20 protein-coding genes are annotated in these 24,100 nt (G+C 63.4%); 16 read left to right on the top strand and 4 right to left on the bottom strand.

All coding sequences use genetic code 11. From position 1 onward, the window contains the following. The first annotated feature begins 16 nt into the window (after positions 1 to 16). From AC5RU9_RS14595 to AC5RU9_RS14550, 10 genes are all read left to right on the top strand, one after another. A complete protein-coding gene (locus tag AC5RU9_RS14595) occupies positions 17 to 667 on the top strand; it encodes a hypothetical protein (protein ID WP_494017000.1) in 651 nt (216 codons plus the stop codon). A 79-nt stretch (positions 668 to 746) separates the two neighbouring features. After that, complete coding sequence (locus AC5RU9_RS14590) at positions 747 to 1,817, top strand: alkene reductase (RefSeq protein ID WP_494016999.1); 1,071 nt, start codon at positions 747 to 749, stop codon at positions 1,815 to 1,817. A 142-nt stretch (positions 1,818 to 1,959) separates the two neighbouring features. Then, positions 1,960 to 2,652 (top strand): GntR family transcriptional regulator, encoded by a 693-nt coding sequence (locus tag AC5RU9_RS14585; protein WP_494016998.1) that lies wholly within the window; start codon positions 1,960 to 1,962, stop codon positions 2,650 to 2,652. Positions 2,653 to 2,923: 271 nt separating this feature from the next. Continuing rightward, positions 2,924 to 3,925: a sugar phosphate isomerase/epimerase family protein gene (locus AC5RU9_RS14580; protein ID WP_494016997.1), complete on the top strand. Its 1,002-nt coding sequence runs from the start codon at positions 2,924 to 2,926 to the stop codon at positions 3,923 to 3,925. Positions 3,926 to 3,929: 4 nt separating this feature from the next. After that, a complete protein-coding gene (gene dhaL / locus AC5RU9_RS14575; RefSeq protein ID WP_494016996.1) occupies positions 3,930 to 5,678 on the top strand; it encodes a dihydroxyacetone kinase subunit DhaL in 1,749 nt (582 codons plus the stop codon). 2 nt (positions 5,679 to 5,680) lie between these two features. Continuing rightward, a complete protein-coding gene (locus tag AC5RU9_RS14570; RefSeq protein ID WP_211712951.1) occupies positions 5,681 to 6,163 on the top strand; it encodes a ribose-5-phosphate isomerase in 483 nt (160 codons plus the stop codon). Between the two features lie 2 nt (positions 6,164 to 6,165). Next, positions 6,166 to 7,155, top strand: coding sequence for a 3-hydroxyacyl-CoA dehydrogenase family protein (locus AC5RU9_RS14565; RefSeq protein WP_211712952.1), 990 nt, complete (start codon positions 6,166 to 6,168; stop codon positions 7,153 to 7,155). A 20-nt stretch (positions 7,156 to 7,175) separates the two neighbouring features. Next, positions 7,176 to 7,940 (top strand): SDR family NAD(P)-dependent oxidoreductase, encoded by a 765-nt coding sequence (locus tag AC5RU9_RS14560; protein WP_494016995.1) that lies wholly within the window; start codon positions 7,176 to 7,178, stop codon positions 7,938 to 7,940. Between the two features lie 145 nt (positions 7,941 to 8,085). After that, entirely contained in the window at positions 8,086 to 9,435 is a 1,350-nt protein-coding gene (locus AC5RU9_RS14555; protein WP_494016994.1) for an MFS transporter, read from the top strand. A gap of 2 nt (positions 9,436 to 9,437) precedes the next feature. Further along, positions 9,438 to 10,241: a triose-phosphate isomerase family protein gene (locus AC5RU9_RS14550; protein WP_494016993.1), complete on the top strand. Its 804-nt coding sequence runs from the start codon at positions 9,438 to 9,440 to the stop codon at positions 10,239 to 10,241. On the opposite strand, the gene AC5RU9_RS14545 is transcribed toward AC5RU9_RS14550, so the two are convergent. Beyond that, positions 10,225 to 13,815 (bottom strand): TM0106 family RecB-like putative nuclease, encoded by a 3,591-nt coding sequence (locus tag AC5RU9_RS14545; RefSeq protein ID WP_494016992.1) that lies wholly within the window; start codon positions 13,813 to 13,815, stop codon positions 10,225 to 10,227. The genes AC5RU9_RS14550 and AC5RU9_RS14545 overlap by 17 nt on opposite strands. Positions 13,816 to 13,913: 98 nt before the next feature. On the opposite strand from AC5RU9_RS14545, the gene AC5RU9_RS14540 reads away from it, so the two are divergent. The 5 genes from AC5RU9_RS14540 (at position 13,914) to AC5RU9_RS14520 (ending at position 20,606) form a co-directional block, all read left to right on the top strand. Continuing rightward, positions 13,914 to 14,366 (top strand): nucleoside deaminase, encoded by a 453-nt coding sequence (locus AC5RU9_RS14540; protein ID WP_494016991.1) that lies wholly within the window; start codon positions 13,914 to 13,916, stop codon positions 14,364 to 14,366. Positions 14,367 to 14,461: 95 nt separating this feature from the next. Next, entirely contained in the window at positions 14,462 to 14,896 is a 435-nt protein-coding gene (locus tag AC5RU9_RS14535; protein WP_211712958.1) for a CBS domain-containing protein, read from the top strand. Positions 14,897 to 15,067: 171 nt separating this feature from the next. Then, positions 15,068 to 17,509 (top strand): Tex family protein, encoded by a 2,442-nt coding sequence (locus tag AC5RU9_RS14530; protein ID WP_494016990.1) that lies wholly within the window; start codon positions 15,068 to 15,070, stop codon positions 17,507 to 17,509. A 116-nt stretch (positions 17,510 to 17,625) separates the two neighbouring features. Next, the gene (locus AC5RU9_RS14525) at positions 17,626 to 18,027 is read left to right on the top strand and encodes a hypothetical protein (RefSeq protein WP_494016989.1); all 402 of its coding nucleotides are present in this window, start codon (positions 17,626 to 17,628) and stop codon (positions 18,025 to 18,027) included. A gap of 5 nt (positions 18,028 to 18,032) precedes the next feature. Next, a complete protein-coding gene (locus AC5RU9_RS14520; RefSeq protein ID WP_494016988.1) occupies positions 18,033 to 20,606 on the top strand; it encodes a DUF4132 domain-containing protein in 2,574 nt (857 codons plus the stop codon). On the opposite strand, the gene AC5RU9_RS14515 is transcribed toward AC5RU9_RS14520, so the two are convergent. The 3 genes from AC5RU9_RS14515 to AC5RU9_RS14505 all read right to left on the bottom strand — a co-directional run bounded on the left by AC5RU9_RS14515 (position 20,603) and on the right by AC5RU9_RS14505 (position 22,975). Then, positions 20,603 to 21,598, bottom strand: coding sequence for an alpha/beta hydrolase (locus tag AC5RU9_RS14515; RefSeq protein ID WP_494017138.1), 996 nt, complete (start codon positions 21,596 to 21,598; stop codon positions 20,603 to 20,605). The genes AC5RU9_RS14520 and AC5RU9_RS14515 overlap by 4 nt on opposite strands. Next, entirely contained in the window at positions 21,595 to 21,957 is a 363-nt protein-coding gene (locus AC5RU9_RS14510) for a DUF1622 domain-containing protein (RefSeq protein ID WP_211712963.1), read from the bottom strand. The genes AC5RU9_RS14515 and AC5RU9_RS14510 overlap by 4 nt, the downstream gene beginning before the upstream one ends. Positions 21,958 to 22,066: 109 nt before the next feature. After that, complete coding sequence (locus AC5RU9_RS14505; RefSeq protein ID WP_494016987.1) at positions 22,067 to 22,975, bottom strand: MSMEG_6728 family protein; 909 nt, start codon at positions 22,973 to 22,975, stop codon at positions 22,067 to 22,069. Between the two features lie 82 nt (positions 22,976 to 23,057). On the opposite strand from AC5RU9_RS14505, the gene AC5RU9_RS14500 reads away from it, so the two are divergent. Continuing rightward, a complete protein-coding gene (locus AC5RU9_RS14500; RefSeq protein WP_494016986.1) occupies positions 23,058 to 24,089 on the top strand; it encodes an adenosine deaminase in 1,032 nt (343 codons plus the stop codon). Positions 24,090 to 24,100: the final 11 nt, after the last annotated feature.

Raw genomic sequence — 24,100 nt, 5'->3', positions numbered from 1 at the left:
CGTGAAGACTGCCGTTTTGACCTATATTTCCATCCTGGCGCTGTCCGGACTCGTGGCATTGAGTGTTCTCGGCGCTGTCCTGCTTCAGAGGGAAGACCCTCGAGGTATAGGCGTCTTGGCACTCGTCGTGGGCGGTCTTTTGATGACCTTTGTCCTGGCGGTGACACAGAGCATCAAGACCAAGCCACGCAAAGTTATCGCGCGCAAACCTGAATTCAAGACCGTCACCACCACCACGACGGCTGAGTATCCGCATTCTTCCGAGGTTGTGTGGGCGTTGATAAAGCCTGCGGAATCAGCGACGCTGCTGAGCGAGAACGTGATCCAGGCTGTCTCCGTGCCTGGGCTTCCAGATGGTCCTGGGGAGCGGCAATGTTTTTTCCTCCGGAACGGTCAGATTGAAGTCATCGAAGTCATCGAGGAAATTCCGGGGCGATTGGCGGTTACGCAAGCACTCCTTCCACCAAGCCCTGTGTCGCAGAGGACCACCTACCGTCTCGACACCATGGCTGTGGGCTGTCGGCTGACCGTGGAGGACTCCGCTGAAGTTCCGGTTGATTTTTCCATTGACCAGCAAACCGCGAAGGACCACAGCGAATCCTTCCTGGCTCGTGTGAGAGAGCTCCTGGACGCTCGCCCGGCGTGGGATGGCAGCCCGGCTGTGTGATCTGCGCCTCAAGCGGAATAGTTGCAGACGCCATGCAGTTGCCCAGAGTGAACCTGATTCATTCTGAAAGGATCCGCGCATGCTGTTTTCCCCCCTGGCCCTCGGCGAGCTTGAACTGTCCAACCGACTGGTGATGGCGCCCTTGACGCGCCTTCGCGCAGGTGAGCAAGGCATTCCCGGTTCATTGATCGCAGAGCATTACCGCCAGCGGGCGTCCCTCGGCTTGATCGTCAGCGAGGGAACCTACCCGACCCCCGCGGGCCAGTCCTACCCGGGCCAGCCCGGACTGGTGACTGAAGAGCAGATCGCCGGCTGGAAGCAGGTCACCGAAGCTGTGCACGCCGAGGGTGGCCACATGTTCGCCCAGATCATGCACGGCGGACGCGTTTCACACGCCGACATCACCGGCGGTGTCGAGATCGTCGGCCCCAGCGCCGTAGCCATCGACGGCGAAGTCCGCACGCCCAACGGCAAGCAGGCCTACCCGGTGCCCCGCGAACTTCGCACGGACGAGCTCCCGGGCGTCATCCAGGAAATCGTCACCGCCTCCAGGAACGCGATTGAGGCAGGTTTCGACGGCGTCGAACTCCACTCTGCCAACGGTTACCTGCTGCACGAGTTCCTCGCCCCGAACTCGAACGTGCGCACGGACAGCTACGGTGGCTCCCCGGAGAACCGCGCCCGCTTCGTGATCGAGACCGTCAATGCAGTAGTGGAAGCCCTCGGTGCCAATCGCGTGGGCATCCGGATTTCTCCGGAGCACAACGTCCAGGGCATCGCCGAGGTTGATGCCGCTGACGTACGCGCCACGTACGAAGTCTTGGTGGACACCATCGCCCCGCTCAACCTGGCATACCTGAGCATCCTGCACCATGACCCCAAGGGCGCCCTGGTCCAGGACCTTCGCGAGCGTTTCAACGGAACGTTCCTGGTGAACACGGGCTTCAGCGAGATCACCACCCGCGAGGAAGCCGTGGCCATTATCGAGGACGGCCTTGCCGATGCCGTAGTGGTGGGTCGCCCCGCCATCGCCAACCCGGACCTTGCCCGCCGCTGGCGCGAGAGCCTGCCGCTCAACGAGCCGAACGCGTCCACCTTCTACGCTGATGGCGCCGAGGGATACACGGACTACCCGTTCTACGCGAACTAAGCGTCAAGCGCACCCTCTGCAGTTTTTCCCGACGTCGGCACCCAACCCGGGTGCCGACGTCGTGGTTTAACGCGCGCTCCCGGCGCAATGTGACGGAGGCGCCTGCCGTGCCAGACGTCCGCGTTCCTATAGGATTTGTGGCATGCCTGATCCTTCCGTCGCCCGCGCCGGCTTCCCCGTCAGCCGCCAAGTGCTGGCTGACCACGTCTACGAAGCCCTCCTGGAATGGCTCATGGACGGCCGGTTGGAGCCTGGCGCGGCGGTAAGCATCGACGGGATGGCGCGGGAGCTCGACGTTTCGCCCACTCCTGTCCGCGAGGCTTTGGCCCGGCTGGAGCACACGGGCATGGTCCGGCGCGTCGCTTTGAAGGGCTACCGGGTGGCGCCAGTCTTCACCCGCGAGGATTTCGCTGAGCTCATGGAAGCGCGGCTTTCCATTGAACCGGTCAATGCCCGCCTGGCTTGCTCGCGCATGACACCCGAGGGCCTGGACGCACTGAAACAAGCCGTGGAGGACCTGAAAACGGCGCCCCGCGGTGGAACATTCGCCGAGTACCGCAGCTACCTCGAAGCCGACGAACGCTTCCACCAGCTCATTGCCGCGCAGGCCAACAACCAGTTCCTGCTGGCGGCCTACAACACCCTGGGCGGCCAGATCCAACGGTTCCGGCTGTTCGGGGGAGTGGGCATCACGGATGCTGAGCAGGCGATTGCCGAGCACCAAGCCGTGCTGGACGCCATGCTGAGCGGCGACCCTGAGAAGGCTGCGGACATGATGGTCGATCACGTGGAGAAGGTGCGCGGCCGGGCGATGGCTGACGCGCCCGAGGACTAAGTCCGCGTTCCTTTCGGGCTGCGCGCCTGTTTCCGCCGTGGGCACCCGTTTGTGGCTGGCGGCGCACCCTTTCGCGCCGAGCGCGCCCGTGGTTACGGGTGCGCCGGGCGGAAAGGGTGCCCCCCACGAAGCACACTCAGCACAAGGCGTGACCCCCTTCACATGCATATGTAAGACATATAGGATCTAGGAAGTTTCGCGAAAGGGGTTGACAGCTTTGCTTGCTTCGTAAATCCTATAGGAAACAGGATTCCACGAAGGAGTGATCATCATGGCGTACACCGCCGAGAATTGGCCCATCACAGCGGCCCTCCTGCAATTCCCCGGCACTGACGCCGAGGGCACGCAGGTCAACGACGCCGACGCTTCGGTTTGGGCCTCGGTCTTCCAGGAAGTCAAGGACGCAGGTTTCGCGAACGCCGACCTCACCGACAGCTGGGTCCGCCCCGGCGACCTCAGCAAGGAGCGCCTGGCGGAATTCAAGCAGACCGCCGCCGACGTAGGCATAGGCGTTCCCGTCATCTCCGCCATCCGACGCAGCGTCATCCACCACACGGACTGGGCAGACAACCTCGCCTACAGCCACCGCACCATCGACGCCGCCGCGGAGCTCGGGTGCGAAGTCGTCTCGTTCGGCCTGCACCAAGCCATCACCCCGGAGCAGCAGAAACAGCTGTGGTTCTGGACCGTCGAGGGCTACAAGGACCCCGCGGGGGACAAGGAAGCGTGGGGCAACGCAGTCTCTCGCATCCGCGAACTGGGCAAGCACGCGGCCGACGCCGGCATCCTGGTCTCCCTCGAAATGTATGAGGACACGTACCTGGGCACCGCTGACTCCTCCGTCCAGCTGGTCCAGGACATTGCTTTGGACAATGTGGGCCTCAACCCGGACCTCGGCAACCTGATCCGCCTCCACAGGCCCATTGAGGACTGGCGCGAAATGGTGGCCAAGACCCTCCCGTACTCCAACTACTGGCACATGAAGAACTACATCCGGGACGAAGACGTGGCCCGCGACAGCTACATCACCATGCCGGCCCCGATGGAGAGCGGACTCATCAACTACCGCGAGGCTTTCAAATTCGCGCTGTCCGTTGGATTCCAGGGCATCCTTTGCACCGAGCACTACGGCGGCGACGGCCTGAGCGTCACCGCCAGCAACCAGGACTACCTCCGCAGGCACGTCCTGCCGAAGTCCGACGGTTACGCGCTGGGCACCAGCCAGGTTGCACAGGGACGCCAGGAACCAGCCACCCAGCTGGCAGGAGTCTAGGAAAATGACACAGATCTTCGACAATCCGGCAGACTTCGCCGATGAAGCCCTGGACGGCTTTGTTGCTGCCAACCGTGGCTACGTTGCCCGGGTGGACGGCGGCGTGGTCCGGTCCACCGAAGTCCCCTCCGGCCAGGTAGCCCTGGTGGTTGGTGGCGGTTCGGGACACTACCCGGCCTTCGCCGGACTGGTCGGCCCGGGACTGGCGACAGGATCCGCCTGCGGCAACATGTTCGCTTCACCGGCAGCGGGACAGGTTTACCGGGTAGCCAAGGCAGCCAACGCCGGCGGCGGTGTCCTCCTGAGCTACGGCAACTACGCCGGCGACGTCCTCCACTTCGGCCAAGCCCAGCTGCGACTCAATGCCGAAGGCATCGAAACCCGCACCGTCACAGTCACCGATGACATTGCCAGCGCCCCGATCGACCAACTCGAGAAGCGCCGCGGCATCGCCGGAGACCTCACCGTCTTCAAGATCGCAGGGGCTGCGGCCGAAGCGGGACTGGACCTTGACGACGTCGAGCGTTTGGCCATCAAGACCAACTACCGCACGCGTTCCCTCGGCGTGGCCTTCGACGGCTGCACGCTCCCTGGTGCCAAGGATCCGCTGTTTCATGTGCCCTCCGGGCAGATGTCACTGGGACTCGGTATCCATGGCGAACCCGGGATCTCCGAGCACCCCATGCCCACGGCATCCGAGCTTGCCGAACTCCTGGTGTCAAAGCTGCTCGCCGACAAGCCCGAGGACGCCGGTGACCGCGTCGTTGCCATCGTCAACGGACTGGGAACCGTGAAATACGACGAACTTTTCCTGCTGTTCGGCAAGGTCGAGAAGCTCCTCACCGCGGCGGGACTCACTGTGGTGGAACCCGAATGTGGTGAGCTGGTGACCAGCCTGGACATGTCCGGTCTCTCGCTGACACTGCTGTGGTTCGACGGGGAACTGGAACAGTATTGGGCAGCGCCCGCCGATACTCCCGCGTTCCGCAAGGGCAGCATGGCCCCGCGTGCACCCCGCGCTGAGGCCGCGGTCGACGACGCCGAGACGGCCGACGTCGAACAGCCCACCGCAGCGGCCGCCGAACTCGGGCGGCAGGCCGTGGCCATCCTCGCCCAGGTGAGGGACGTCGTCGTCGAGCATGAAGAGGAATTCGGCAAGCTGGACGCGATCGCAGGGGACGGCGACCACGGAATCGGCATGCGCCGTGGTGTCGACGCTGCCGCTTCGGCGGGGGAGGCCGCAGCTGGTTCGTCCGTTGCCCGCGTTCTGACCGCTGCCGGCGAAGCCTGGAGTGAGCGGGCCGGCGGAACGTCGGGCGCGCTGTGGGGATCGGCAGTGATCGCCGCGGGACAGTCGCTCGGCAACCGCGATTCGTACAGTGCCGAGGACGCGGCCGCCGCCGTGAAAGCGTTCGTCCGGGCGATCACCGAACTCGGCAAGGCCGACCCCGGTGACAAGACCATGGTGGACGCGCTTCTGCCATTCCGGGACACCCTCCTGGCAGAGCTCGACGGCGGTGCCCCCGTTGACCGGGCGCTGGCAGTCGCCGCAGCGGCGGCCGAGTCCGCTGCCGCGAAGACCGCTGAACTGAGGCCGCTGAAGGGCCGTGCCCGTCCGCTTGCGGAAAAGAGCCTCGGCCATCCCGATCCAGGCGCGGTCTCCTTCGGACTGATTGCCACAAGAATCTCCAGCCACATCGATTCACTACTGGCCACCGCCACAACAGCGGCACCGGCCGGAAACGGAGCCTGAGCATGAGCAACAACCAAGGCTGGCGCATCGTCGTCGGCAATGACGAAGCCGGCGTTGAGTACAAGAACGCCTTGAAAGAGTTGCTGGAAGCAGATCCGCGGGTGGCGTCCGTGACGGATGTGGGCGTGGGTTTTGATGACTCCACGGCCTACCCGCACGTTGCCGTCGACGCCGCCCGCAAGGTGGCAGCAGGCGAAGCCGACCGGGCACTGCTGATTTGCGGCACGGGACTCGGCGTGGCAATCGCGGCCAACAAGGTTCCCGGCATCCGGGCAGTCACCGCCCACGACAGCTACTCCGTGGAGCGCTCAGTCCTCAGCAACAACGCACAGGTCCTGACGCTCGGCCAGCGGGTGATTGGCTTGGAACTGGCCAAGAAGCTTGTAGGAGAGTGGCTCGACCACCGCTTCGACGAAACCTCATCCTCCGCCGCCAAGGTGGACGCCATCTGCTCCTATGAGCCCGACTACACGAAGGCAGTCTGAACATGACCATTTCTGAAGCAAACGCAGGCCCGGCCAGTAACGCTGCCCGGAAGATCGCCGTCGTCGGTTCCGGCTACATGGGCGGCGGCATCGCCCAGGTCTTGGCCCTCGGCGGAGCGCGCGTGGCGCTGGCCGATGTTTCCGCCGAGGTGGCGCAGAAGAACTACGACCGGTTGTTGGAGGAGTCGGAGCAGTTCATTGCCGACGGGCTTTTCCCGGCCGGGTCCACGGAAATCCTCAAGCAGAACCTCTGGGCTGCCAAGGACATTGAAGAAGCCGTGGCCGATGCCGACTTCATCGAAGAAGCCGTCCCCGAGGTCCTCGAGATCAAGCACCAAACCCTTGCGCGGATCAGTGCCGCGGCCCGGCCGGACGCCCTGATCGGCTCGAACACGTCCACGATCTCCATTGCGGACCTGGCCGAAGCCGTGACCAACCCGGAACGTTTCCTGGGCGTCCACTTCTCCAACCCGTCACCGTTCATCCCGGGCGTCGAGGTCATCCCGCACGCAGGTACCTCTGCCGCTACGGTGTCCGCGTCCTGCGACCTCGTCCACGCAGCCGGCAAGCAGACCGCCGTCGTCAAGGACGTCACCGGCTTCGTGCTGAACCGGCTGCAGTACGCGCTGTTCCACGAAGCTGCTCAACTGGTTGAGCAGGGGATCGCAACAGCGGACGACGTCGACACCCTGGTGCGTACGACGTTCGGCTTCCGCTTGCCCTTCTTTGGTCCGTTCGCGATTGCGGACATGGCCGGTTTGGATGTCTACAACTTCTGCTACAAGTCGCTGCAAACGGGCTTCCCGGAACGCTTCGCGACGCCGAAAATCCTCTCCGACCTTGTCGAGGCAGGCAAGTTGGGCACCAAGACCGGCGCCGGTTTCCTCAACGTTCCCGCCGAGCGGACGCCGGAACTCATCGCCTACCGCAACAAGGCCTACGTCGCCATGCAGAAGCTCATTGAAGAGCTCGGCCCGGCCCCCATCCACTAAGACTTCACAGGAGAAGACACATGACTTTCCCCGCATCACGCACCGCAATTGTCACCGGCGCAGTGTCCGAGCGCGGCATCGGCCGTGCCACCGTCAACTACCTGGCAGCCCAAGGCTGGAACATCGGCATCATCGACCTTGACGACGCTGCCTGCAAGCTGGCCGCCAAGGAAATCGCCGCGGAATTCGGCGTGCAGGCCCACGGCGTGGGCGCGAACGTGGCCAGCGAAGCCGAAGTCCGCGCGGCCATAGACGAACTCGAAGCTGAACTGCCCCAGATCGTCGCCCTGGCCAACGTTGCCGGCGTCAGCTCGCCCATCGGTTACCTCGAACTCGAAGCAGCCGAGTGGGACCGGGTCCTCAACATCAACCTCAACGGAGTCCACTACGCCGCCCGTCGCGTGGCCGAATCCATGGTCAAGAACCGGATCGGCCGGATCGTGAATATCTCCTCCGTTTCCGCGCAGCGCGGCGGCGGCACTTTCTCCAAGACCCCGTACTCGGTAGCCAAGGCCGGCGTCATCGGCCTGACCCGGGCAACAGCCCGCGAACTCGGCGAGTACGACATCACCGTCAACGCCATCTGTCCCGGCCCCATCGACACCGACATTATGGGCGGCACGCTGAGCCAGGAGCGCAAGGACGAACTCACCAAGGACCTCGTAGTGAACCGCGTGGGCTCCACCCGGGACATCGCAGCCGCCATCGCCTTCCTCATCAGCGAGGACTCCGGATACATTTCCGGCCAGACGCTGAATGTGGATGGCGGACTGTACATGCACTAGGACAGCCATGCGGACCTGGACCAGAGAACGCAAGATCTACCTTGCCGTGGGCATTCTCGCCTGCGCAGTGGGCATGGTGCTCATTTTCTTCCCGCGCTGATAGCGCCGCACCCATCTAATTGCTGTCACTCAAAGAGGAGTTTCAATGTCAGTAACCACCAATTCCACTAAGGAGTTGCTGGATACGCCGGTCCTCAAATCGGCGATCTCCAAAGCATCCCGGCGGCTCATGCCGATGCTCGTCATCCTGTACGTCGTGGCTTTCCTGGACCGCACCAACGTTGGCTTCGCCGAAGCCGCGCTGGAAATGGACAAGGGCATCACGGCAGGGGCCTACGCCCTGGGCGCCGGCATCTTCTTCATCGGGTACGCGCTGTTTGAAATCCCCAGCAACCTGCTGCTCACCAAGTTCGGTGCCAAAGTGTGGCTCGCACGTATTGCGATCACGTGGGGCATCGTGTCAGCCTGCTTCGCGTTCGTGCAGGGCGAGACGTCCTTCATCATCCTTCGCTTCCTGCTGGGCGTCACCGAAGCTGGCCTGTTCCCCGGCGTCATCATGTTCCTCGCGGCGTGGTTCCCCAACAAGGTCCGTGTGAAGATGTTTGCCATCTTCTACCTGGCCCAGCCGTTCTCGCAGATGATGGGTGCGCCGCTGTCCGGTTGGCTCATCAACATCGGGGACCAGGTTCCGGGCGTCGCAGGCTGGCAGGTCATGTTCTTCGTTGAAGGCATGCTCGCTGTCCTGGCCGGTGTGGCCGCCTACTTCTTCCTTATCAACAGCCCGCAGGACGCCAAGTTCCTCTCGAAAGAGGAGAAGAAGGCGCTGTCCGATGTCATGGCCATGGAAGACACGGTCAAGGAAGAGTCCGGCCCCCGGGGCGTCCTGGCGTCCATGCGCAACGGCAGGGTCTGGTACTTCACCGTCATCTACTTCTGCCTGCAGGTGGCCGTCTATGGGGTGACGTTCTACCTGCCGCAGCAGGTAGCGCAGCTGACCGGCCAAAAGGTGGGCCTCGCCGTCGGGCTCATGGCAGCCATCCCGTGGTTCTTCGGCATCTTTGCCTGCTATTTCATTGGCAAAGCGGCCAACACTGTTGCCCGCCGACGCCGTTGGGGCACCGCGCTGTTTATCTCCACGGGTCTCTGCATCTTCGGCTCCGCCTGGGCCGGTGCCAACCACATGCCGGCCATCGGCATCATCTTCATCACCTTGGCGGTGTGCAGCTTCCTGTCCACCGGTCCCATTTGCTGGTCATATCCGACGGCGTTCCTCGCCGGAACTGCCGCCGCTGCGGGCATCGGGCTGATCAACTCGCTCGGAAACCTGGGCGGATTCGTGGCTCCGATCCTGCGCACCACCGTCAACCAGGTCACGGCTTCCGACACGGGAACCATGGGTGTCTACGCCTTGGGTGTCCTGCCATTCGTGGCGGCACTGATGATGTTCGGTACCCGCGCCTTCACCAACAAAGCCGACGAACTGCTGGACAAGTAAACATGCGCCAAGCTGCCTCCCCATCCTCGCCTGACGTCCTTTACGTAGGAGTCAGCACCAAGATGTACATGGGCTACGCACAGTCCCTGGCATGGTTGGAGCAGTTGGTGGCTGAAGTGGACGCCCGCCCGGCCCTTGCGGCCGGGCGGGTGGTCCCGTTCGTGATCCCGTCGTTTCCTGTGTTGCCCGCCGCAGCCGCGGCGATGGCGGATTCTCCCCTCCTGCTCGGCGCGCAGAACTGTGGATGGGCTGACGGGCCATGGACGGGGGAAGTTTCTCCTTCGATGCTGGCCGAGCTCGGTGTTGGGCTCGTCGAGATCGGCCACGCTGAACGGCGACGCCACTTTGCCGAAGACGACCGTGTGGTGGCCCTCAAGGTCAGGGCCGCCATCGATGCCGACCTCACGCCGCTGCTGTGCGTGGGGGAGCCTCAGCTCAGCACGCCAGAAGCTGCTGCGGAGTTGGTGTTTCGGCAGATCGAGGCAGCCGTATCCGGTGACTGGTCCGTCGCTTCCGGGCTCATTATTGCTTACGAGCCGGTGTGGGCCATCGGTGCTCCTGAGCCGGCGTCGGCTGTCTACGTCTCGCGGGTGGTGGAGTCCTTGCGCTTTTCCCTGGCCCAGCGCGGCGTGGTTGATTTGCCCATCATTTATGGGGGGTCGGCCAAGCCAGGGCTGCTGCCGCAGCTCTCAGGCGTGTCGGGGTTGTTCCTGGGCCGTTTTGCGCACGACGCCGCGAATTTCGGCCTGGTGCTGGACGAAGCGTTGAGCTTCAGTACGGCCGAGGTCCTTAACGGGCCTGTTTAGGGCCATCCGCTGAGCCAACACTCCGTTGGCAGAGGGCCACGAAGCCGCCCAGGTTCTCCAGTCCCTCCGGATGCGTCGGGAGGTAGTTTGTCAGTTCGGGCGAACGCACGACGACGGCACGCCACTGACCGCGCGACACCGCCACGTTGATCCGGTTGCGCAGGAGCAGGAACTCCATGCCCCGGGGAACCTCAGCGGCTGCCGAGGCGGCCATGGACACGATGACCACCGGTGCTTCCTGCCCTTGGAACTTGTCCACTGTCCCGACCCGCACGCTGAGAAGGCCTGCGGCCCGGAGCTCATGCTTGATGAGCTGGACTTGGGCGTTGTAGGCCGCGACCACCAGGATGTCGGATTCCTGGAGGGGTTTGGGATCCAGGGCCTGCGAGGGGTCCAGCCATTCCAGTCCCAGATGGGCTTGGACCTGCCTGACCACTTCGGCGGCTTCTTCGGGCGAGTTGCTCGAGTTCCCGGAGTGCGGGACATAGACGCAGGAGATCCCGGGACTCGCCCCTTCCAGGTGGCGTTCCTTGGCGGCAGGCGCTGCCTCGAGCCGGTTGTCGTACGAGAGCTCTGAAACTGCGCTGCAGAGTTCGGGATGCATGCGCCAGGACAGGGCCAGGAAATAGCCCAGTTCCGGCGGCAAGGTGTTGTAGCCATCGGAGAGCCAGCCAAGTGCCGACTCATCTACGGGTTCCGGATGTTTGCCCTGCGTGACCTGGGGCAGCTGCTGCGGATCGCCCAGGAGCAGGAGCCGTTTGGCTGCACGACTCACTGCCATGGTGTTGGCCAGCGAGAATTGGCCGGCTTCGTCGATGACCAGCAAATCCAAGGAACCGGCGGGGACTTCCTTGCCAACCATGGTCCAGGCGGTCCCGCCGATCAGGGCACCTCCCGGCTTGTCGAGCAAGCCCTCGACGTTGCCCTTTCCGCAGTGCATCCACGGCACGGGGTTATCGTGCTTGACTTCCTTGGCAACCCGCTGCGGATCTACCCCTGCTTTCTCCACGGCGGCGCACAGCATGTTCTCCACCACGGCGTGCGACTGCGCCACAACGCCCACCTTCCAGCCTTTGGCTATGAGCCGCGCCAAGACGTGGGCACCGACGTGGGTCTTGCCACTCCCCGGAGGACCCTGGACGGCCAGGTAGGAATCGTCCAGGTCGGTAACGGCCGCAGTGATGGCGTCGATGTATCCATTAGGCCCGGGCTCCACACCAGGCAGGGCCTCCAGGCTCCGTAGCTTGGGCGGCCTTCTCCGCACCAGGTCCAGTGCCGGGTCCTGTGGCCAGTCCGGAAGGGCGTCCTTGAGCTGCGTTGCCAGCGCGGCGAGGGCTGCCCGCTGCCCATTGGTGGCAATGGGCGGATCCGGAGTCAGCGCCATGGGGACTTGGCTGAACGCAGTGGAGTCCTTGCGAAGGCTTTCGGTGATGGTGACCGTTTCGAAGTCCTGGTCCTCGCCAACCTCGGCGACCGAGGTCCCGTTCCAGCCGGCCCGGCCCAGCACGGCCGATTCCTTCCCCCGCAAGGCGTCCGGAAGCGGCGACCCATACATTCTGAAGTACTTCTTGCCGGCCTCGAGCCCTGCTCCGTCCCCCGAGCGGCCATAGAGCTTCACCGTCCGTGCCGGGTTGCTCCGAGGGGTCGGCTTGGCCCAGTCCTGGAGCAGTTCAGCGTGATCCACCACGAAGAGGTCGCGCTCGTCTGGCCACTGCGACGTTGGCTTTTCCAAACGGTCGAAGTGCGCCCACCAGTGCTGTTTGTCCTCACGGCGGTGGTAGCCCACCCCAGCTGCGACGATGCCAATGGCGCGGGCATCCGCAGTGGCAGCCTGATCTTCCGGCAGCCCCGACAGGTACTCGAACAAGGCGGTTTCCTCAGCAGCGGCCTCGTACTTCGGCGCGGCGTCCTCCGACGAACTGGCCACAACATCAACCAAACTGCCCGGTTCAACGGAGCGCTCGGCCGCCCGCTCCAGCAACCAGTTGCGCAGCTCCAGGGTTGAGAGGCAGTCATATTCGTTGTAGTCCCGGATGCCCTCGAGGATTGCTGCCGCAGCCTCAGCCTCACCAGTATCCCGCGCCGTGCAGAAGTCCGCGTAGGCAACCACGGAGGCGCCAGCGTCGGTGACGTCACCGGAGCGCAGGTGCTGGCCCATGTAGAGAGGCTCAAGCTTCTTGATGCTGTACGAGTTTTCGGAGACCCGGATGCTGTGGCGCACGGTGTCGTAAAGGTCCACCAGGACGCCCTCGCGCAGGAGATCGTCGACGGCGGATTCGCCCACCACGTGTGTCAGGGAAAGGTTCCTGAGGGCCGTCTTTTCGTAGGCAGCGTAGTGGTAGATGTGCATGCCGGGATACTGCGCGCGGCGTTTGGCCACGTAGTCCAGGAAATCCACGAATGCGTGGCCTTCTTCGGCACGCGAGTGGGCCCAGAAAGGCCGGAACACTGGTGCGGCCCCGGGTTCTGCAGGGTTCTCGATGATGCCGAACAGGTACTCAAGGCCCCATTTGCCGGTGATCGGGTCCTGCCAGAGAGGATCGCCCTCGAAGTCAAAGAAGATATCGCCCGGGTCCGGCACGGGGAGCCTGCCCAACGTGTTGTCGGGAAGCACGGTGTAACTCACCGACTTGGCTTCGCCGGCCTTGTCCGTGTATTTGACGGTTCCGTCAGGTGTGCCCGTTCCGGTTTGCAGCTGGGCTTGCTCCCGGAGCCGCAGCAACGTGGAGTCACCCGTAGCCGGCATTGCTGCCAGTTGGTCGATGGTGGTGATCCCGGCCTCGATCAGCTTCTTCCGCCGGCTGATGCGCATCCCTGCCACCATCAGGAGGTCCCGGTGGAGCTGGACCTGTTCGGCGCAGTAATCGCAGCGGCCGCATGCGGAGTAGCGGGGATCGCCCCAGGCAACCGGACCATCATCAGCCCTGTGCGCAGCGGTCATGCCAAGGAATCGTTCGCGGCGTTCCCTGAATACCGGGAGGACCTGCGACAAAGGGTGGTCGCTGTGGACACGGTTGCCCAGGACCAGGGTGATCGTAGGGTCAGGCGTGATGCCGGCCTTCAGCATCTGATCTCCGTAGGCGGCCAATTGCAGGAGGGCAGTGACCTTGGTATGGCGGGCCAGCTTGGTGTCAAAGACTGCGTACATGCCACCGGGACGCTTCACCAGAAAATCAGAGCGGCCATGGAACTGGCCGTCGAAAAAGGCGGCCTGGAACACGACATCCGCGCCGGATTTCAGGGCGTCGATGGATTCCGCGTGCTTGGCCGAAAGGGTGGTGCGGTCCATCGCGTCGGCGGGAACGACGTCGTAAACGCCTTTTCCTGTCGTCGGATCCCAGTGCCCAAACTCAGCCACGAAGTCATCCAGCACCCTGTGCTCATGGACGTCTCCCAGCTGTGCGGTGCGCTCGAGCATGGCGTCTGGCGGGAAGTCCGGTTTGGGGGTCCGGCCCAGCTTTTCATCGAGTTTCCGGAGCAACTGGTACTCGCATGTGGCAGCGATGACGAGGTCGCTGGCGGAGAAGACCAGGTCCTGCGGGGCGCCTGCGGTCTCGGAATCGAGAAAGAACACCGCAACCCACCTTCCTTCCGTGCCATGGTTTAAACCCTTGCAGCCAAGCTATCAGCGGGCCCCGACAATTTAGTGTGCGGGCAATTTAGACTTCACCCATGACTGAAACAGCCCGCACCGCAGACGCCGCTTTTGAAGCCGCGTTCCAGGCCGCGCAGAAGAGTCTCAGCGAGGGCGGGATCCCCATCGGAGCTGCCTTGGCCCGCAACGGTGTTGTCATCGCAAGTGGCCACAACGAACGCGTGCAGCATGGCGACCCGATCGCGCACGGGGAGATGTCCGCACTGCGCGCCGCCGGACGCCAGAAAAGCTACCGTGACACCACGCTTTACACCACGTTGGCGCCGTGTGCGATGTGCACCGGGACCATCATCCAGTTCAAGATTCCACGCGTTGTAGTGGGCGAAGCGGAGACCTTTCCCGGCGAGTTCGATCTCCTCCGTTCACGCGGCGTGGAAGTGGTGGTTTTGGATGATTCCCGGTGTGTCGACATGATGCGGACCTTCCAGGAAAGGCACCCGGAACTGTGGGCTGAGGACATCGCTGAATAGGCGAATCGAGCGTAGGCTAGGCCTCATCGGCGCTGAGCCGAAAGACTCATCCCCAAAGGCCCCGCGTCGGTAATCCAATCGATGAAGGAGGATCCATGAGTGTCGTACGTGAATTCATGTCAACGGACTGCCAGTGCATCGAAGAGGACAAAACTCTTCAGGATGCCGCCATGCTGATGAGGGACCTGGACTGCGGCTCACTTCCCATCTGCGGCCACGACGGCAAGCTCACAGGCTTCATCACCGACCGCGACATTGTGGTCAAGTGCTTGGCTGAGGGCAAGGACGCCCGGGAAGTCCGTGCCGGCGACCTCGCCACAGGAAAGCCCTACTGGGTTGACGCAGATGCCAACGTCGATGACGCCATTGCCATGATGGAAGAGCACCAGGTGCGCCGCCTGCCCGTCATCAGCGACCACAAGCTGGTTGGCATCATCAGCCAGGGCGACATCGCCCGCCACCACTACGCAGAAGATCGCCTCGGTGAAATGGTGGAGCACATCTCCGCCAAGGAGCACATGGCCCACTAGGCCGGCCCTATCACTGGCAGCCTGCCACCAACCCCAGCCGCCGCGAGGCACTCCTTCCGAGGAACGCCTCGCGGCCCGTCTTTTGCTCCAACTACACCACTAACAGGGCCGCAGGGATAGGCCCTGCAGGAAGCCGGACCTGAAACTGTCGGCCGGGTGAGGCAAACTGTCATGGTGACTTCAAATCTCCAACACCAGTCAGCCGACTCCGCTATCCACGCCCAGATCGCCGAAGAACTCGGCGTCAAGGCCTGGCAGGTCAAGGCCGCCGTGGAACTGCTCGACGCCGGATCCACCGTTCCGTTTATCGCCCGCTACCGTAAGGAAGCCACCGGGACGCTCGACGACACCCAGCTCCGCGACCTTGAAGAACGCCTCAGGTACCTGCGGGAGCTGGAAGAACGGCGCAAGTCCGTCCTCGAGGCGATTGCCGCCCAAGGCAAGCTGACCCCGGAACTGGAAGCCGCCGTCGTCGGTGCCGATACAAAGGCGCGGCTGGAGGATATTTACCTTCCCTTCAAATCCAAGCGCCGGACCAAAGCCCAGATCGCCCGCGAGGCCGGGCTGGAACCGCTCGCCGATGTGCTGCTGGCCAACCCGCAGCTGGAACCCACCACCGAAGCCGCCAAATACCTGAACGCAGAGCAATCCATCGACGACGCCACCACTGCGCTCGCGGGTGCGCGGGCCATCCTGGTAGAGCGCGTCGGGCAGGATGCGGACTTGGCTGAGGACCTCCGCGAACGGCTCTGGAAGCAAGGCCGCATGGTCTCCCGCGTCAAGAAGGGAATGGAGGCTGAAGGCCAGAAGTTCAAGGACTACTTCGAGTTCACCCAGGTGCCGTCGGGGATGCCGTCGCACCGCGTCCTCGCTTTGCTGCGTGGTGAGAAGGACGGCGTCCTGGAGCTGGACCTCGCCGAAGCGGACCCCGCCGACGACGACGCCCTGGCCGCCGCCCGCGGCCGGTACGAGAACGCTGTGGCTAAGTGCCTGGGGGTTTCCAACCAGGGCAGGCCCGCCGATACCTGGCTGACGCAGACCGCGCAGCTCGCCTGGCGCGGACGCATCCTGGATCGGCTCACCACGGACCTTCGTGGTCGCATGTTCGCTGACGCGGAAGATGAAGCCGTGCGCGTCTTCGCTGCCAACCTGCGCGATGTCCTGCTCGCCGCACCGGCCGGAAACCGCGCAACGCTGGGCTTGGACCCAGGTTTGCGGACCGGAGTAAAGGTCGCGGTGGTAGACGGAACCGGCAAGGTGGTCACCACCGACACCATCTACCCGCACGCACCCGCAAAGAAGTGGGATGAAGCACTGGCCACCCTCGGCCGGCTCGCCAAACAGTACAACGTGGAATTGGTCGCGATCGGCAACGGAACGGCTTCCCGCGAGACAGACAAGCTGGCAACTGAACTCATCAAGTCCCTTGAGGCCGCCGGGTCCAAGGGTATCCAGAAGCTCGTGGTGTCTGAGGCCGGAGCCTCGGTGTACTCCGCGTCCGCGCTCGCAGCTTCTGAGCTTCCGGGGATGGATGTGTCGCTCCGAGGTGCTGTGTCCATTGCGCGACGCCTGCAGGATCCGCTGGCGGAACTGGTCAAGATTGAGCCGAAGTCCATCGGTGTGGGGCAGTACCAGCACGACGTCACCGCCGCGAAGCTGGACCGTTCATTGGATGCCGTGGTTGAGGACTGCGTGAACGCTGTGGGCGTGGATGTGAACACTGCTTCGCCTGCGCTGCTCAGCCGGGTGGCCGGCGTCGGGCCGCTGCTCAGCGAGAACATCGTGGCTTACAGGAACGAGAATGGCCCGTTCGCCAAGCGAAGCGACCTCAAAAAGGTGCCGCGCCTGGGCGCGAAGGCCTTCGAACAGTGCGCAGGATTCCTCCGAATCACTGGGGGAGCGGAGCCTCTGGACGCCTCCAGCGTCCACCCCGAGGCGTACTCCGTAGCCCGTAAGATCCTGGTCTCTGCCGGTGGCGGACCTGCCACGGCATTGGACCCGCAGGCCTTTGTTGATGGCACGTTCGGCCTTCCCACGGTCAAGGACATCATGTCCGAGCTGGAGAAGCCGGGCCGCGATCCCCGTCCCGCGTTCAAGGCGGCATCGTTCTCTGAAGGCATCGAGAAGATCTCCGACCTCAAGCCCGGCATGATCCTGGAAGGCACTGTCACCAATGTTGCCGCTTTTGGCGCGTTCGTGGACGTGGGAGTGCACCAGGACGGTTTGGTCCACGTCTCGGCCCTGTCCAACAAGTTCGTGTCGGATCCGCGCGAGATCGTGAAGTCCGGCCAGGTTGTCCGGGTCAAGGTCCTTGAGGCTGATCCCGAGCGCAAGCGCATCTCATTGACGTTGAGGCTCGACGACGAACCCGGCACCGGGGGCGGCCGCACCTCAGGTGGGCGTGCTTCGGGTGATGGCCAGCGTCCTGGGGGACAGCAGGGGCAGCGCGGCGGCCAACCCGGTCAACGAGCTGGAGGTCAGGGCGATCGCCGCGGTAACCAGGGCCGCCCGCAGCAGGGTGGGCAGCGTCAGGGCAAGCCCCAGCAGGCACCGTCCGCTCCCGCCAACACGGCAATGGCCGAGGCGCTGCGCCGGGCAGGACTGGGGAAGTAACTGGAAGCCGCCGCCCACAAGGATTTTAGCTAGCCGTCAGACTATGGCGCTCCAGTAGCCATTGATTGTCGGCCCGCGCCTATAAGCTGCGGAGATGGCAAAGCAGAGGGGTGACTGTGACTACGTTGCGGATTAGTGATGAGAGGCTGCCCGGAAGTGGGGCAGTGGATCAACATGAGCTGTCAGGGCTGCCAAACGTCATGACGGTTGAGGCGCTGATCCGGTGGCGCGTGCGCGAGGAGGTCGCGCGCTACAACGCGCACGGTGATGCCAAAGTTGCGGGGCTGGTTGAACCATCCGCCCGGGAACGTGAACTAAATGTCCCGGGGCGGGGCAACACGGTTCGTCCGCCTTTGAACTGGGAACAGCAGGCTGACATCGCTGTCAAGGGTTTTCAACGGAATGCCTTTTTCGTGATGGTAGACAACCGACAGGTATGCGAATTGACCGATGAGATTGACGTTCTGAAAGCAACCGAAGCCACCTTCATCAAGCTCGTGCCACTGGTCGGAGGATAAGTACTATGGACCAAACCACAGGGTCTGTTGGAATGCCCGAAAGCCTGCGACGGATCACCGATAAGCAACGCCGTCCGCTCATGAAGTTCTTTAAAACGAAGCTTTCACCGCATGATGTTGATGAGTACAGGCAGCGGTTCGCTGCGTACCTTGAGCGCCTTGATACTGGTGGACGTAAGGGTGCTTTCGCGTTCACCTTCCGTCACATCGAAGACCATAAGTACGGGATCGCCGACGAACACTACGAACCGTATGGGATCCCGGCCGGTCGCATCTACATGTTGCCGGCGATTGAACACGCACTGCACGTTCTATCCGAGCTGGCTCCACTGGACTGGAGTGCCGCGGAACTCGATTGGATGCTCGCTCATGTGCCTTATTCCAGGTACATCTACCCCTCTTGGCGCCGCGCCTTCCATGGCCCTCTAGTGGCGCTTCAACCCGCTGAGCGCTGCAAAGTTCCCGCGGCTACGCGCCGGATGGAATCAGTGCTGCTTGTTGACTTCCGGGATGGGCCGGGATTGCCCCCTGAGGTTCGCGAATTTGATGAACTCCTGCTCGCTGACAACGGTGACGAGGGCCGCATCCCACTGCAGTATGTGACGGATGCGGATGACATCGGGCCTGCGGTAAGCGAGCTGGTCCACCCCCTGCTGCCCGAGCGCCGATGCGCCCGCCTGTTTCTTTTCATGAGTGAGCTGACCGGCCCAAAGCCCACAGCGAAGTGGAAACGCGAAGCGGCCCTCCGGGTTGCGGAGGATCCTGCCACGCTGTTGGTCGCCAGGGCTTTGCTGGGTCTTGCTGCGGATCGGACAGCGACGACGGACCGTGGCGAAATTTCGTGCCTGACGCCGCACACAGGGAGTCTCCTTCGCGCTTCGTTTTGGATGCTCGCGCTTCAACCTGATGTTCCCGCACATATCACTCTCCTTCGTGATGCGGCCACCTATCTGGGCGCGGGCCATAACGGCCGCAACGGAGTCTGCCGGTCCTCCACTGGAGCCAACGCTGGTGTGGAAGTTTTATTGGATATCGCTAAAAGGCATCCGGAGGCCACCACAGAAATCGTCGGTGCCCTGACCCGGATCCGGGACGTGGTCAAAAACAAGCACTTGCACAAGCGCTTGGTCAACGTGGTCGATCAACTTTCCATTGAGCGGGGGATTTCCCCTTCGGAGCTGCTGGAAACTGCAATTCCTGATTTGGGGTTCGATCGGGATGGCACTAAGACTTTCGCGGTCGATGGGTACACAGCACGGCTGGTTCTCACCCAGGGACCAACTGGGTCTGCCGTTGACGTCCAATGGTTCACAGCTGAGGGAACCGCGGTTGATATTCCGGCCGAGCTGAAGAAAACGCCGCAACTGGCAGCCGTTCAGCGGGCAGTAAGCGAAACACGAAGGGCTCTGGCAAGCCAACGCGGCCGTATCGAAAGGCTCATGGCGTCCGACCGTGCTTGGTCCGGAGCCGATTTCCGTACCCGATATCTGGAACATCCCATTGTGGAAGCCACCGCGCGCGCTTTGCTGTGGACCATCAAGTCCCACGAACCTGAGTTTTCAGGATATCCGCGGCAGACCGAGGAGGCCGCCGGCTGGGTGCTTATGGGTACAGGAGGAGAGAGCCGTGCAATCGACGACGACGACGTCGTCGTACTTTGGAAACCTTGGGAACGGGACGCAGAAGAAGTGCGTTTGTGGCGGTCTCAGGTCGTCAGGGATCGGTCGAGGCAGCCGTTCAAGCAGATCTACAGGGAGCTGTACCTTCTGACTCCAGCCGAGCGGCAGACCAGGCATTATTCCAACCGGTTCGCGGCGCATGTCCTGGATTATCCGCGGGCGCAGGCGCTCGCTAAGGAACGCGGTTGGCACGGTGCGCAACTGGGTTCCTGGGACGGCGGGCAGGACACCCACCTGTACCTCGACTTCCATGACGAAAGGCTCAGGGCGGCATTCAGCATCGAAGCTCTCGATCTGGAGGAAGAGCGCACGTCCTTGTGCTCCACCAACAGGGTGTGGTTCGAGCGGCGCGTCGCGAGGGACACCTGGGAATCCGTTGACTTGGCCGATGTACCGCAGGGTGTGTTCAGTGAGGCTATGCGGGACGTTGACCTGTTTACCGCAGTGGCAGCAATCGGGCCGGACCTGGACTGGGCGGACCACCCTAACGGCCAGATCAGGGACTACTGGACTACCTCACATACTGCGCCGCTCTCGGAATCAGCGCAGTCGCGACACGAATACCTCAGCGAAATCCTTCCCCGAACAGCCCTGTCTGAGTGCACGCAGTTGACTGATCGTCACCTCATCGTGCGCGGCACCCACCGCTCCTACAAAATCCATCTCGGATCGGGAAATATCCTGATGGACCCGGATGACGCCTACCTTTGTATTGTTCAGGCGTCCGGCGCACGCTCCGCACGAATTTTCCTGCCCTTCGAAGAAAAGGCCGGGAGGCTAGCCTCAATCCTGTCCAAAGCCTTCATGCTCATGAACGACCATAAGATCACGGACCCCTCGATACTCAGCCAAATTCATGGAGCCCGCCACAGCCTCTCCCAGCCGGAGCTCAGTCCCTAAGACTGATCCGTATCAGTGCCAGTTCCCAGCGCTGCGGGAAGCCAGCGACCGATCCGCACGAAGGCTTCCCGCCGAATGGACTCGGGCGACAGGAAGATGTCGTGGAGCGCGTTCGGCAGCCGGCTGATGGTGACGGTGTCCGCCAGGGAAAGTGACCGGTGGGCTACGGCGTCGACGTTCAGGGCAACGTCCGCGGTGAGCGCGTCGGCGGACCATTTTGGCTGCAGGTAGCTCTTGTCCGAGAGCATCACCAACACCGGAACGTCGATGCCCAGACCCGCCGCGACGGTCGCCTGTCCACGGAACACCGCGTCAAGGAACGCCGGGGTGAGGGGGAACCCCCGGTCCGGGCGCCACTCGAGGTTGTAGTCCCATTCGCCGTCCAACGCAGCGGAAACAACCCGGGTATAAATTCCCGGGTCCACCGGCGGCAGTGGGGTTAGCGGGTGCAGCCGTGCATGCAGGCCGAGCAAGGGTGCAATCGCCCGCCGGCCGAGCTCCGTGGCTTGGAACTCCAGCCAGGGACTGTTGAGGATCAGTGCTGCAGCTGCTCCGGGATGGCGGTGGGCCCACAAGCTCAGGGTCAGCCCGCCGGTCGAGTGCCCCAGCAGGATCAGGGGCCGTTCCGAAACCCCCGAGTGGCCCATGGCCTCCAGCGCCGCGCCGATGTCGGCGTCGTAGTCGGCGAGGTTGGTGACGAAACCAGGTACCAGTCCGGGCCGGAGGCTGCGGCCATAGTTGTGCAGGTCCAGAGCGAAGAACCGCGCGCCGGCGTCGTGCCAGAACTCGGCCACATGGCGTTGGAAGAAGTAGTCGGACCAGCCGTGCACGTACAGGACATCGGCGTCCAAACTGCGCCCGTCCAGGGCAGGCTGCGCGTGGGAACCGCCGCCGACGTACCTGACCAAGGTGGCGAAAGCACCGCCGTCGAGCTCTAAAGTTTGTTGCTCAAAACCGTCACCAAGAATGTCCGGAACCCATGGCCCGGTCACGAAGTCTTCTCCTTCTGCCACGGCCAACGCCCGGTGATTTCGAGTTCCAGCGAGAAGCTCAGGAACGTCCGGATCAGCACGATGATCGCCAGCACCCCGACGCTCTCGAACGTGGGGGTGACGGCGACGGTTCGGATGATGTCGGCCGCCACCAGCAGTTCCAAGCCCAGCAAGATGGACCTGCCCAACAACTGCCGGTAGGCGCGGTACGGGGAGAACGGTTCCAGGCCGCTGGCGCGTTTGGGTTGGTAGCCGCGCAGAGCCAGCGGAAGGGAGACCACTGCGCCGATCACCATCACCGCCACCCCGGCGAAGTCCATGTACCGGCCGACTGCTTCGATGATGTGCTGGAAATCCATGACCCTCCCCGGTTAGGTGCGTGCCTCCACCGTCTCACAAACCAACGACGGCGGCAGCCAGGTTCCGGTGCTACCGAACCTGACTGCCGCCGTCGTGAACCAGCAAACGCTACAGCGCGGGCGCCGGGACCCGGAAAAACACGCGGGGATCCTGCAGGAGCGCCGGGTAGTCGAAATCGGAGCGCTTGATCACGTTGGTGACTTCGAAGTTGCGGGCGAAGCGACCGTCCACGGTGATGGGGCGTCCCTGGATGAGGCCGACGGCGAAGACCTGGCCGCCGTCGAACGGAACCGCGATCTCGGTCTTGCCAGGCAGGGTGCTGAACGCCTGCTCCTGTGCCTGGCGTTTCCGCGTGGGCTTCTTTTCCTTCGGCGCGGCGGGACGCTTCTTGGGCCCACCAACCTGCCGGCGGGACTTCTCCTCGACGTACACGAATTCGTACTCGTCGGGGTCCGTAACGGGCTTCGCCTTGCCGTGCGGGGGCATGCTGACCGTGCTGAGCTGCTCCGGGCGGATTTCCTCCACGGGGGCGCGCAGGATCCAGAGGCTGTCCTCTTCGGGCTCCTCGGGGTGGAACTCGTGCTTGGGTTCCGGCCACACGTATTCCAGTTTTTCATCGGTGCCGGGGAACAACTGGGTGTAGAACTTGGGGTCCTTGCCGATCAGCTTGGAGCGGTGGCTGAGGTGCAGGTCCTCGTGGCCGAGCCATGGCGGCATGATGATCCTGGACGCGTAGTCCGGGTGGGCCGCCTGGGGTGCGAACTCCGCGATGTTGGCGCGGGTGTTGTCCGGGTGGCCGCGCTCCATCCACTCGTCGGCCGTCGCCAAGCCGTACAGGGTGAGCGCCGGGACGTGGCCCATCCACATGCGCACGGCCGGGTGTGACTGCCAACCGTACTCCGGGATCACCAGCGCGCGGAGGACTTGGAGTGCTTCGACGCGCTGTTTGCCGAGCCTTGAGGTGTCGAGCGCCGCGGCGCTCTCACGGAAATCGGCGAAAGGGAGGAAAGTCTGCATCCTTTCAGTTTGAGGGTGCCGGGCTTGAGAACCAAGTTGAGTGCTCCGGGACACGTACGGCGATGGGGCCTAGAGTTGTCGGGTGGAAACTTTTGGCGAGAAAACTACAACCACGGCGCCCCCGGTTGCCGAACTGCACCTGCACATCGAAGGGACCCTCCAGCCAGAGCTGATCTTTGCTTTGGCCGAACGCAACGGCATTGAACTGCCGTATGAAGACATCGGGGAACTCCGGGAAAAGTACGAGTTCACTGACCTGCAATCCTTCCTGGACCTCTACTACGCCAACATGGCCGTCCTGCAAACCGAACAGGACTTCACCGACATGACCCGCGCCTACCTCAAGCGCGCAGCCGCCGGGGGAGTGCGCCATGCGGAAATCATGATGGACCCCCAGGCCCACGTTTCCCGGGGTGTTGCACTGGAAACCTGCGTGAACGGGGTGGCCAACGCCCTGGCAACCTCCGAAGAGGACTTCGGCGTTTCGACCCTGCTCATCGCAGCCTTCCTGCGGGACATGTCCGAGGATTCAGCCCTTGAGGTGCTGGACCAGCTCCTCGCCATGCACGCACCCATCGCCGGCATCGGGTTGGACTCCGCAGAGGTGGGTAACCCGCCGTCGAAATTTGAACGCCTGTACCAGCGGGCCGGCGAGGCCGGGTTGCGCAGGATCGCACACGCGGGTGAGGAAGGACCGGCGTCGTACATCACGGAGGCGCTGGACGTCCTCCACGTTGAGAGGATCGACCACGGTATCCGCTGCATGGAAGATACGGACGTTGTTCAGCGACTCGTCGCCGAGCAGGTGCCGCTGACCGTTTGTCCGTTGTCGAATGTCCGCCTGCGCGCGGTGGACAAGCTGGAAGACCATCCGCTCCCGGAGATGCTCGCCATTGGCTTGAACGTTTGCGTGAATTCAGATGACCCCGCCCACTTCGGTGGGTACGTGGATGACAACTTTGAGCAGTTGGTCAAGGTCCTGGAATTCTCGGTACCGGAGCAGGCAACCCTGGCCGCGAACTCCATCCGGTCCTCGTTCGCCAGCGACGCCCGAAAAGCGGCGCTGTTGGACGAGGTCACGGAGTGGGTCAAGGCCTCCGTGCCGCACCCCTGAGGCTCACTTGG

The organism is Arthrobacter sp. B0316-5-4 (assembly GCF_059090325.1).
Note: the sequence above shows the minus strand (reverse complement) of the source record. Positions and strands in the feature narration are given on the sequence as shown.